The sequence below is a fragment of the Yaniella soli genome (assembly GCF_054782375.1).
Genome location: NZ_BAAGSP010000008.1, coordinates 84206 through 95858, shown reverse-complemented (window position 1 = coordinate 95858; position 11653 = coordinate 84206). Strand labels below are relative to the sequence as shown.

General features: G+C 59.5%; 9 protein-coding genes. 3 read left to right on the top strand and 6 right to left on the bottom strand.

What is annotated here, in order from left to right:
• Nucleotides 1-154 precede the first annotated feature (154 nt).
• Genes ACYVJT_RS06235 through ACYVJT_RS06225 form a run of 3 tightly spaced genes read right to left on the bottom strand, consistent with a single transcriptional unit; the run spans nt 155 to nt 2981 of the window.
• Nucleotides 155-1027, bottom strand: a complete 873-nt coding sequence (locus ACYVJT_RS06235; protein ID WP_343956009.1) for a DUF4097 family beta strand repeat-containing protein — start codon at nt 1025-1027, stop codon at nt 155-157.
• Nucleotides 1024-1716, bottom strand: coding sequence for a LuxR C-terminal-related transcriptional regulator (locus tag ACYVJT_RS06230; protein WP_343956008.1), 693 nt, complete (start codon nt 1714-1716; stop codon nt 1024-1026). Before ACYVJT_RS06230 ends, ACYVJT_RS06235 begins: the two co-directional genes overlap by 4 nt.
• Nucleotides 1704-2981 (bottom strand): sensor histidine kinase, encoded by a 1278-nt coding sequence (locus tag ACYVJT_RS06225; RefSeq protein WP_343956007.1) that lies wholly within the window; start codon nt 2979-2981, stop codon nt 1704-1706. The genes ACYVJT_RS06230 and ACYVJT_RS06225 overlap by 13 nt, the downstream gene beginning before the upstream one ends.
• Before the next feature lie 91 nt (nt 2982-3072).
• Between ACYVJT_RS06225 and ACYVJT_RS06220 the strand changes: the two genes are divergently transcribed.
• Nucleotides 3073-3567, top strand: coding sequence for a DUF3237 domain-containing protein (locus ACYVJT_RS06220; protein ID WP_343956006.1), 495 nt, complete (start codon nt 3073-3075; stop codon nt 3565-3567).
• A 177-nt stretch (nt 3568-3744) separates the two neighbouring features.
• On the top strand, nt 3745-4728 hold the full coding sequence (locus ACYVJT_RS06215; RefSeq protein WP_343956005.1) for a hypothetical protein: 984 nt from the start codon (nt 3745-3747) through the stop codon (nt 4726-4728).
• 53 nt (nt 4729-4781) lie between these two features.
• Here the strand turns inward: ACYVJT_RS06215 and ACYVJT_RS06210 are convergent, their stop codons facing one another.
• Nucleotides 4782-5873, bottom strand: coding sequence for a heparan-alpha-glucosaminide N-acetyltransferase domain-containing protein (locus tag ACYVJT_RS06210; protein ID WP_343956004.1), 1092 nt, complete (start codon nt 5871-5873; stop codon nt 4782-4784).
• Between the two features lie 207 nt (nt 5874-6080).
• Between ACYVJT_RS06210 and ACYVJT_RS06205 the strand changes: the two genes are divergently transcribed.
• Nucleotides 6081-7784 carry a gamma-glutamyltransferase family protein gene (locus tag ACYVJT_RS06205; RefSeq protein ID WP_343956003.1) on the top strand — a complete coding sequence of 568 codons (1704 nt, stop codon included), beginning with the start codon at nt 6081-6083 and terminating at the stop codon, nt 7782-7784.
• An 88-nt stretch (nt 7785-7872) separates the two neighbouring features.
• Here the strand turns inward: ACYVJT_RS06205 and ACYVJT_RS06200 are convergent, their stop codons facing one another.
• Together ACYVJT_RS06200 and ACYVJT_RS06195 are read right to left on the bottom strand one after the other, a co-directional pair.
• Nucleotides 7873-11382: a 2Fe-2S iron-sulfur cluster-binding protein gene (locus ACYVJT_RS06200; RefSeq protein WP_343956002.1), complete on the bottom strand. Its 3510-nt coding sequence runs from the start codon at nt 11380-11382 to the stop codon at nt 7873-7875.
• Nucleotides 11379-11633: a sarcosine oxidase subunit delta gene (locus tag ACYVJT_RS06195; protein WP_343956001.1), complete on the bottom strand. Its 255-nt coding sequence runs from the start codon at nt 11631-11633 to the stop codon at nt 11379-11381. Before ACYVJT_RS06195 ends, ACYVJT_RS06200 begins: the two co-directional genes overlap by 4 nt.
• Nucleotides 11634-11653 lie beyond the last annotated feature (20 nt).

The window sequence follows — 11653 nt, the reverse complement described above, 5'->3', positions numbered from 1 at the left end:
GACGCCAACAGTCTAAGGCAGAACCCGCGCGATAGCTAGGTAAAATACTTGATACTTTAAGGCTCAAGGTTTTTGGTGGGCTATACGCGACAAGGGCTCTGCCATAGGACTCGCAGTTGGGGAGTGAATGCAATTATTCTCTCAGCCGACTCTGTTACTGGCCGTTCGGATTCTCTCCCGCACGAAGAGTCGCATTCCCGGCAGAGACCTGGATGCCGATGCGATGGTCTGAAGCTGAGCTGGTTTGTAGTCCATTATCGAGATTTCCGGCTGAGATGTCGGAATCTACCGCATAGGCCACATCCGGCAGGGTCAGATCTAGCCGCCCAGCGCTGACTTCTGCATCCACGGTCGCGGGGGCACTACCGGTCAGCTCGGTTTCCAATCGTCCGGCAGAGACCTCGAGTTCAGCGGTTTCCACGTCGGCTAGCTGCACATTGGCGCTGCCGGCATTCAGCTGGGCATCGAGTGCGCGGGCGGAGCCGTTGATGATCGCTTCGCCGGCACCGAGTTCAAACGCGAGCTGATCAAAGTCACCGGTGGCGTTCAACCGTCCTGCCGAGAGATCAAGGTCAGCACTCAGATTGCCGTCATTGAGATCCTCAGGGAGCACCAACGTGACCTGGGTTCCGTTATTGCTGCAGTTGAAGAGGCACCAGTTGGTCCACAGGCTCGGCGCCTCAACGGTGAGATCCGTGCCTTGCCGGGTCAGATTCCACCGGTCAGCGTTGAGCCCGTTGGTCTCCAAGGTTGCTTCGTCGACGTCGCTGAATTCAACGTCGAATCGTGAGGCGCCCGCATCGACGGTCAGCGAGGTGACACCGGTGGCGTCGGCCGTGGTGGTAGCCGCGCCGCGGTTGAGCCCGATGGCCGAGCTGAAGATGGTGGTCAACATGATGACTAGTAGGGTCAGCCCGCCGATGACGGCGACCAGCACCATGATGGGTCGGGTCGCCGACGGACGCTTCGGTTCAGGTGGCGGCGGGACGCGTGTGTCAGTTTCATTCGAGGTGATGTTGGTGCTCATAAGTCTTCCTGTCTTGGCTGTGTGCCGGTCTGGGTGCCGTTGCCCTGGTTTTCAATGTGGGCCAGTGCGGCCAGGACCCGTCGGTTGCCCGTGCCGTCTGCTTCCAGCTCGAGTTTCTGGAAAATCGCGGTGATGTGTTTTTCCACGCTGGCTGCTGACAGATGCAGCAGTTCGGCTATGGCCTGGTTCGATTTCCCTTCGGCGACGGCGGCCAGCACGGTGCGCTCGCGGTCGGTAAGGCGCTGCATGCGGTCGTCGTGATTACTTCTGGTCAACAGCTGTGCCACCACTTCCGGATCGAGGATCGTGCCACCGGATCGGATCTGTTCCAGAGAGGCGACGAACTCGGTCACGTCTGCCACCCGGTCTTTGAGCAGGTATCCCAGGGCGGTGGTATGCGTGGATATCAGTTCGGACGCATAGCGCTCCTCGACGTACTGCGACAACACGAGCAGCGGCAACTCGGGGTAGCTGTGGCGAATGTGTAGCGCTGCTCGAATGCCTTCATCGGTATAGGTTGGCGGTAGTCGCACATCGAGGATGGCCAGGTCCGGCATATCCGCGTCTAACGTGGCCAACAGGTCGCTGGTATCCGGAAGTGCCGCTGAGACCTCATGACCCGAATGCTCGAGCAACCGCACGAGTCCTTCGCGCAGCAGCACGGAGTCTTCACAGATTAGGATGCGCATGGCACGCTCACCTCCAGAGCAGTGGGCCCGCCCGTGGGGCTGTCGATTTTGATGGTGCCGCCTGCAGCGACCACCCGATTGGTGATGCCATCCAGGCCACCACCGGGTAAGACTTTTGCTCCGCCGGCGCCGTTATCTTCAACCCGTGCCCACAGGTATGGGCGTCCTGGCTCTTCGTCACGTTGCCGGACGGTCACGCGGGCTTCGGAGGCGCGGGAGTGCTTTGCCGCATTCGTGAGGCCTTCGGCAATCGCGAAGTACACGGCAGCTTCGGAAGTGCGGTCATAGCGCCCCGGCAAGCGAACGTCCAGGTTGACCGGTATGTGGGAGCGCCCGGCAACTGCTGACAACGCCGCATCGAGCCCGCGATCATCCAACACCGAGGCGTAGATGCCGCGGGTGAGTTGGCGCAGCTCGGTGATAGCGGTCTTGGTTGACGTGTGGGCCTCATCCACGAGTGATTTGGCCTGTTCGGGATCGTCATCGATCTGTTGTTTTGCCAGACCCAGCGTCATCCCGACGGAGACCAGTCGGGGTTGGACGCCGTCGTGGAGATCACGCTCGATGCGGGTGCGTTCCACTTCGGCAGCACGCATGGCGCCTTCACGTTGCACGGTGGTGGTGCGCACCTGCTCGTTGAGATGCGATTCGCGTGCGGTAGCACCGATGATGGCGGTCGAGATGGTGCGATGCAGGAACATCAAACCGACGGCGATTGCGGCGCAGACCAGTGCCAGCAACAGCATCCAGGGTGCTTGAGCCGAGGAGACTTGGATACCAAACGGGATGGAGACCGATTCTGCATCCGTCAGCGGGCCAAACGAGACGACGATGAAGTGGACCATGGCTTGGATGGCGCCGAGCATGACCGCACCCAGAATACTTGCCAACAGGAAGTTGCCGAGGGCCGCCCACATGCGCCCGTGAGCCAGGTTGCTCCACAGGGATTTGAGGTAGCCCACGAAACCGGGCTGGAGCCGTGGCCGCCACGTCAACGAGTGCGCCGGGACGTGATAGAGATAGGCGATGCGTTCGATTTCGAACCACGCGAGCCCAAAGAGTGCATAGAGCACACCGAGCAGGACGAGCAGTCCGATACCGAGTAAGAAGATCATGCCGAGCCCGGCGCTGATGGCCGCGGAGATCAATCCGATGGTCACCGTACCGACGGTGCCCATGACCGTGAGATGTAAGAGGGTGAAGCCCAACCTCAAAGGTGGGCGTGCGGCTTCGTGCGCCGCTTGGGGAGTTGTTGTTGAAGTCATGCTTTAACAGTATGGTTCCGCACGACAAAGCGACACCGAGAAATCCGGACACTTTGATTATGGAAAACCCGAATGTCGTATTCTAGTTCCCATGACGACTGCTACTGAACCCATTGAACCTGCTGCCCCAACGCTCGAGTACTTTGGCACGCTTCGTATTGAAGTTGCTGAACCCGTTGAGGTCGGGCGCACGCATGCCGGTCAACGTCGAGTGATTCCGATTACCGGCGGCACGCTGACGGGGCCGAATGTTTCGGGCACCATTCTGGACGCCGGAGCTGATTTTCAGGTCATCCGTAGCGCGACGGAATCGGATCTCGACGCCCGATACGTGATCGAACTCGACGACGGCGCGCGCATCTTCGTGACCAATATGGCCTACCGGACCGGTGCGGCCGAGGATATTACCGCGCTGGCAGAAGGCAAAGAGGTCCCGGCAGAACGCATTTATTTTCGGTGTGCGCCGCGTTTTGAAGTGGCCGATACCGAGCAGACGTCGTGGCGCTGGTTGGAATCGACCGTCGTCGTTGGTTCCGGACGACGAGAACCTGCCGCGGTCATTATTGACCTGTGGATCGTGCGCTAACGTGCCATTTGCCAATAGGGTCAGCACCACGCTCAGGTCCATCGCAGTCTGTTCGTCGCCGAAATCATGCGTAGATTGAAAATGGCCTACGAAACGCGGGCTCCGAAAGGTCGAGCCACGTCCCTCGGACAACAGTGCCGCAGTTCCTTCACGTATAGGAGATCTGCGGTAGCGGGAATGATCATCCTCGTGGGCATGATGTTGAGCGGTTGTGTCGATGAGTATATTCGCGATACCGAAGCTGCGGCCGAGGACTTGGAGCAGTCAGATGAGTTCTCCAGCGTGAACTTTGCATATGAGGACCACGATCCAATGACTAGGCCCCGCAGTCTCTATGATTACTCGGCCGCCTTATATGAGGATGCAGACCTTGACGAGGCGGGCCGCTTGTTAGCCGAGTCAGCGGAAACGAGCATCTTTGTGCCAGACATCCTTGTCGACGGATCTACTTGGGTGCAGGCCTTTCAACGCTGGGAAGGTGTGGTACCTGACTTCACCGCTGAGCAATGGACTGAAGTACTCGAGACGGCTCGAACAACACACGCACAAGAAGTGGAAGTGTGGAAACACGAGCAATATCGGGCGGAAGAGCTCGACGATCCCGAACCAAAAATCGCTTTTACCATGCGTTCGGAGAAGGCCACTGAGGGGTTCAACGCTTTCAAGGCATTTGAGGATGCTGAGATCCCGGCCGGGATTGGCGATGAGCACGTCTACGTTCAACTGCAGGCCGGTACCGACAGTGCCCCATGGTCATACAAAATGCGGGAGGTTGGCGAGCGATGGGTGCCTGGCCCCGACTATCAGATATTCGTGGAGGGACCCCGGGACTCGAACATTCGGCAAGCTTGGACGCTGTATGAGGCCGCCGAACGAGATCTCGGTGAGGTTGTTGAATTCAATTTTGTATACCTGGAACCGATGCACCGGGAGCCAAAGTTCAGCCTTGAAATCCTCCATGCCGGTGAGTATGAGGCTTGTGATGACAACATTGCATATGCAGCGATGGTCCGTGAGCTGCTGGACACTGAGGTGGAGATTCAATTGTCGTATGCGGAGCATTGGAATGATATTCCATCGCAGATTTACGATGATACACAAAGCGGTCGGGCCGCCTATGATGGCAACGACCCAAGTCAAGAGTGCTACCCGAGCTACTAGGTGGCCACGACCAGCGACTTGCTATCACGAGTCGGGATGGTGTGGATCCTGCGTTAGCGCGTGAGCCGTGGGGGCCAGCTCAAGAGCCGCTCAAGTGGCCCGAGGCCGATCTGTCGCCACCAAATATGGGCCGCGACCACAAAGAACACTGACATCGCGGCGCTGATCATATAGCCCTGGAATAGTGTCTCTGGTCCGGGACGCACAAGCCAAGCCAACACAAAGAGATGGGCGACGTAGATGGTCAGCGACAGTCGACCCGCAGACACCAGCCAGCTCAGCCGGTGGACCACCCAGTGTTCGGCGCGCAAGAAGATACCGATGAGCAATACCGCGGCGCCGCTACCAGCAATTAACCACAGTGGCATCATCGAATGGGCCTCGCCCGAGATGAGCTGGTCCCAGCCATAACCGGTGGGTTGGCCGTAGATGCCCACCAGCGTCAATGAGAGGCCAGAGGCCAGCAACATACCGACAGCACCCCAGACGATGAGTCGCAGCTGCGTCGCGTGCTCCGCAAGTTGCAGCCGACCCAGCACGATGCCAAACAGGAACGGCGCCAACCAGATCAACACCGGATACGCACCGGTTAACAAGGTCGAATGCACCATCGTCCACAACGGGTCTGCCAGTGAGGGCGCCAGGAAATCAAACGTCGTCGAGGTCTGTTGTTGCAAGAACAACCAGATCAGCGGACCAGACACCAAACTGATGGTGGCCAGTGTCGTCACCAGCCACGTCGGCGCTCGCAGTAGCGGTAGTCCACAGAAAAAGAGTATGCCGTAATAGGTGAGGATGACGCTGACATCATGGCTCAACATCTGCAGGGCCAGCCCACTGAAGATCAGCAACACGGCACGCCACAGGATGGTTTGCCAGGGGAGGGGCACACCGGTTTCGCGTGAGCGTTTCGTCATTAAAGACATCCCGATCCCGGCAAGAATCATAAAGAGCAGTGAGGCTCGGCCGGCGGGGATGTCGTAAATGACCACGGCTAGCTCGGTGTCGCCGGTGTCCTTGCGTGGACCAACGTTGACGGCGAGCATCCCAATGATCGCGATGGCACGGGCAGCATCCAGGCCGCGGAGGCGTCGGGGCTTACCGGCACTGCGATCTGGGGAATCAGCAACCGAGGTGTGGGGCATAGAGGGCATCTGGTTTTCGTGTGGACGTCATCAGGTCTCGCATTCTAGGCGCGCTATCTTCAAACATACTGGATAAACTGCTGACAACCCCGTGACCAGGCCGAACACGCCGGAATCAATCCTTCCTCGAAACCTGCGCGTGTTACTGTGGCCGAAACCATACTGTTTTGTGGAAGGACCCTGCGAATGTCGAGGACCCTATCGAGCATGCCGTTTCGTCTCAAGACGGTGGTCTCTTTGAGCTCACTGGCAGCGCTGATGACGGTGAGCGGTTGTGGCGCCGAACCGGAAGAGCCGACGCCATCGCCGCCGCCCACCACGGAATCCACACCCGCCCCATCGGAGACGGAATCTGAAACGACACCGGCAACGCCCGAGGCTTCCGCCGAGTTGAGCCAGCAGGGCGTGGCGGCAGCGCATCCGGACGCGGCGGATGCAGGGGTCGAGATTTTAGAATCCGGTGGCAATGCGGTTGACGCGGCCATCGCGACATCGTTTGCCATTAGCGTCGTGGAACCCTACGCCTCAGGCATCGGTGGCGGCGGGTCAACCGTGCTCGCTGGGCCCGGGATGGAACCGGTCGGGTATGACTATCGTGAAATGGTGGCCGTGGACGGTTCGATTCCAGCTTCCGGCACGGGCGTGCCCGGCATGGTGGATGGCATGGCCACCCTGCACGAGCAGTATGGCAGCATGGAATGGGCAGAATTGCTGCAACCGGCCATCGAATTGGCCGATGAGGGTTTTGAAGTCACCGAGTTGCTTGCCCAACGCATTGTTAGTGATTACGGGCCAGCCTCGACTGCCGGACTGAATCATTTTCACACCGGGCCAGATCGTCCGTTGCAGCAGGGTGACACGCTGGTGCAACAAGAACTAGCGGACACGCTGCGGACGCTGGCACAAGATGGTCCCGAAGCGATGTACACCGGGTCTATTGCCGAGCAGCTGACCCAGGTTGACGGGTTGGATGCCGAAACTCTGGCCAACTATGAGACCGAGGATGCCCAACCGGTCAGTGGCAGTTTTGGTGACTACGAATTCGTCTCTGCGGCACCGCCGCTACCCGGTGCTGCGATAGTGCAGCAGTTACAGATTGCTGAATCCTTGGGCGCTGCAGATGCGGAACCGGGCTCAGTAGAATATATCGACCATCTGTCGAATGCGTGGCAAACCGCAAACCAGAGTGTCAGTGATCATATTGGTGACCCGGATTTTGTGGACGTCCCCGTCGATGAACTCACGGATGCGGAATCCAATGCGAATATTGCTGAACCCGCCGCAGCGATCGAACCAGAGGATGGCACCGGTGACCGCGCTGAAATTGAGGCCGGGAACACGACGCATTTGACCGTGGTCGATTCCGACGGGCTGACGGTGTCGATGACCAACACGCTGACCAGTTTTTGGGGCAGTAGCGACTCCGAATATGTTGGTGGGTTTTTCCTCAACGATCAGCTGTCTCGCTTCGAAGCCATTGACACGGAATCGAATCAGCCCGAAGCTGGCCGTAAGTCGGTGAGCTGGTCTGCGCCATCGCTGGTGTTGGATGACGAAGACCGCGTGGTCATGGGTATTGGCACACCGGGTGGTCACCAAATACCAAACATCCTCAACTCCGTGCTCGTACCGTGGGCTTTACAGGATGCGTCTCTGCAGGAAGCCATCGATGCGCCCCGCCACAGTCTGCAGGATGGAGTATTGGCGTTGGAAGGTGAACCGAGCCAAGAAGTCGCTGATCTGATCGGTCAGCGCGGTTGGGAAGCCCAAGTGACGACTCGTGCCGATGCGGTCTTCGGGTCCGTCCAGGCCTTAGAAATTGACTACGACGATGGCTCGGTGACCGGTGCGGTGGATTCCCGTCGTGACGCCGATATGGAGATTATCGACGCGGGTACTGACGAAGAATAACTTCGAGTGTGCTGGGATCCAGTATGCATGAGAAAGTGGCCGATCCACATTGGATCGGCCACTTTCTTATCGGTATGTTCTTTTGCGGTTAGACGGTGCTGGAACCTGCGGCTTCGATGCGGTATTCTGCACCGACATCGAAGAGCGTGTCCCAGAGGTATTGGCCTGCTGAGCGTTCACAGTGCAGCAGGTAGCTGCGTGTGCCGGCGATATCGTTGCGTGCAATATCTGTGACGACACCGGCTACTGTGCTGCGTAGTGCGGAACCGTCAGGCACGATGTCGTCGGAGAGCTCCAACGAGCAAACCTTATTGAGCAGTTCAGCTGCCTCGGCGCCGGTGAGTCGGAACAGTGCACGACCGTGGGTGAGATCGACCACCGTGGTGAGTTCTTCGGTCTCATCGGCCATCTGCTGCAGTTCCTCCAGTGCGGTGTGCTGCGAGCCAGGTTCAGACAGGACGTGCCATTGGCCCGGTCCAGAACCGATGACCAGTGTGCCCTGTTCGCCTTGGTGGGTGCGGCCGAACCCGGTCTGTAACTTCTCCGCTGTTGAACCATGCGCGGCTCCGCGGACTTCAATCTTTGCCATGGCCGACTTATCTTGCAGTGTCATGGCCGCTGAACTCGGCTCAGCTCCGACCTCCCAGCCAGCGATTGTCGTGGTCGCTGTGCCAAGACGCACGGGGCCACGAGCGATCGGCTTGGCGAAGGTCGTCAGCGGTTGTGGCACCGTGTCGTTTTCTAAGCGGGTGCCTTCCGCATCGACGGCCGACATTTCTGGCATGACCTCAGCTTGGATGATCGAACCATCGACCTGGCGAATGTCGAGCATGGTGCCCGGCTCAGACAGCAAATGGTCCACCTGGGCCAAGCAGATCGATCGATTCAGCGTCGGTGAATGACGGCTCGAGGTGATGCGGCCGGCAATGGTGCCATCAGGATGCATGATCTGGGTGGCTTCGACCGGCACGATGGTCGGATCGACCGGCTGGACGGCCACGAAGCGGGGCCCGGCCTGTTTCTGTTGCTGCCACAGCAGTTCGGGCTTCCCAACGAAATCGTCTTTGTCCAGCTTGACGGCCCAGTCGAGACCGGCACTGTAGGCCTGGGTTAGGCCGTCGGTGTCCTGGCCGACGATCAGATGGCCGGTTTCCAGACGCAATATACGCTGTGCCTCAATACCAAATGGACCAACGCCCAGGTCTTTGCCGACTTCAAGGAGGGTCTCCCAGACGTGCAGACCGTATGCGGCTGGCACGTGAATCTCATAGGAAAGTTCGCCGGTAAAGCCAATGCGCCACAGAATACAGTCATCCACGCCCGCGACTGTGCCGGTACGCACCTGCATGTACTTGAACGCATCCGCGGACAGATCCACGCCTTCGGTAAGCCGCGACAACAGGGTGCGGGCATGTGGCCCCGCGATGTTGATGCTCGTGTAGGCGGTGGTAACCGGAGTGGCGTTGACTTCCCATTCTGGGTAGTGAATCTGCAACCATTCTTCGATCCAGTCCCACACGCGACCTGCACCACCGGTCGTGGTGGTCAGCAGGTAGTGGTCTTCTGCCAGGTGGGCGGTGACCCCGTCGTCCATCACGACGCCATCTTCGGAGACCATTGCACCGTAGCGCACCTTGCCGATATCCAATTTGGACCACTTATTGATGTAGAGCAGGTTGAGCAGTTTCGGCACATCCGGGCCGCGCAGGTCAATCTTGCCCAGCGGGGTCACGTCGATGATGCCGACGGTTTCGCGGACGCGGCGCACTTCAGCTTCGGGATCGCCGTAGTGTTCTGGACGAATCCACTGGCCCGTCACCAGCGGAGTGGCTCCGTGGGCCTCGTGCCACGACTGGATCGATGAGTAGCGCACCGGATCATAGTTGCGCCCAGCCAGCGCGCCGAGGGCGACCGGTGAGTACATCGGACGCCACGTGGTCGTGCCGGTTTCGGCGATAGTTTTGCCGGTTGCTTCGGCGACAACGGCAATGAAGTTCACCAACTCCAGCTTGCCCTGCAACGGCCCCATGGTGACCGTCGTAAAGCGCTTGACGAGCTCTGCCGAGTCATAGCCCTCATTGACCGCGGAGACGAGATCTTTGGAGGTGATATCTTCCGAGTAATCCACGTACCCGTGCGTGGACGATCGGAAGAGTTCGGGGTGCTCGGGCACCGGCAGCGGTTCGATTTCGGGCAGGTCGGCTTGAGCCACCGCGTCGAGTTGGCCCGGCACCGTTGGGGTCGAAGCAATCACACGACCGCGTTCGGTCAGCGCATGTGCTGCCGCACGCTCACCGACGGAGGCACCGTGGTCGCGCAGTTGCTGAACGTCTCCATCGCCGGCAATCCCACCGGCTGCATAGACGCCCTCGTCGGTACCACCGGGCAAAAAGCGTGCGGCGCGTGGTTCATAGTAGGGCCGATCGCCGGACATGTTGAGCAGCGACGTCGGTGCAGTCCAGCCGACCGCGGTGACCAACAGGTCAGCGTCGACGCGTTGCCCCGAGGATAGTTCGACTGATTGCAGACGGCCACGGCCGCGAGCCCGCACGACGGTATCGCCCTTGCGCGCATCCACGACGGCCGCAACATCCACACCGGCCCGGCGCAGATCGTCAACGGCTGCATCGCCTTCGGGGTTCGCGGTTAACACGACAGCGCGGTCACCGGGGCGAATCGCATAGAGGTTGATGAGTCGGCGTGCTGCCGTCGAGAGCATCACGCCGGGCAGGTCATTGCCCTCAAAGACATATGGACGCTCAATGAGACCGGCGGCCACGACAAGGCTGCGAGCGCGGGTTTTGAGAATGCGTTCGGCCATGCCTGGTTTTGGTGAGCGCTGCACGACGGGGAGCCAGTTGTCGTCATAGCTTGCCGCCACGGTCGAGTTGGTGAGCACCCGAATATTCGGGTTGCTTTCCACCTCGGACGCGAGTTGACGTGCCAATACGCCGTCGGCCCAGCGTAGGTGACCGCCTAGCTCGTGTTCTTCTTCCACAAGCATCACTGACGCGCCGGTTGCTGCGGCGGCCAGCGCAGCTGACATGCCGGCGGGTCCACCACCTGCGACCACGACATCGGCGTGGGCGTAGCGTTTCTCGTAAATTTCGGCGGGTTCTTCTTCGGATACCACACCGCCGTGTACGAATCCGCGTAGTACCTTCTGGTAGAGCGGACGCAGGAAGTCTGGCTTCATGAAGGTCTTATAGTAGAAGCCCGGCGCAAAGAATCGGCTGCCCAGCTGGTTAATGGAGCGGATATCGTATTTCAGCGAGGGCCAGGTGTTTTGGGAGCTGGCGTTGATGCCTTCGGTGATCTGTCGGTGTGCACCGCGCACGTTGGGTTCGTCATCGATCTGCATGATGGTGCCCGGATCGTGCATCGAGGCGGTTAGGACGCTGCGGGGGATGTGCAGTTTCATACTGCGAGAGAAGATGCGCTCGCCAGCCGCATACAGTGCTGACACCACGGTGTCGCCCTCGAATCCGGTGTAGGTTTCGCCGTTCCAGGTGAAGGTAACGGGTTGGGACCGGTCGATTACCTCGTGGTTCTGGGTGGGCAGACGCCGAGGTTGAGCATTGTGTTCAGAGGGGGTCATCGAGGGTCTCCTTCGGAACGGAGGGCTTTATTGGCGTAGGTATCGCGGTGCAGGGTGAGGTATTGGCGACATCCCGCGGAATGAAACCACCGTTCTTCGGCGATACCCCAGGTGTTGTCGCGGAAGTACAGGTATTCGCGCCATGCTTTGGGATCGGCGGTCGCGACATCGGGACGCGGCGCTTTTTCGCCGAGCTGTCGAAATTCGGTGGCGTTGCGTAGCCCGCACCACGGGCAGTTAATTTGCATCATAACGTTGCTCCTTTTCGTGA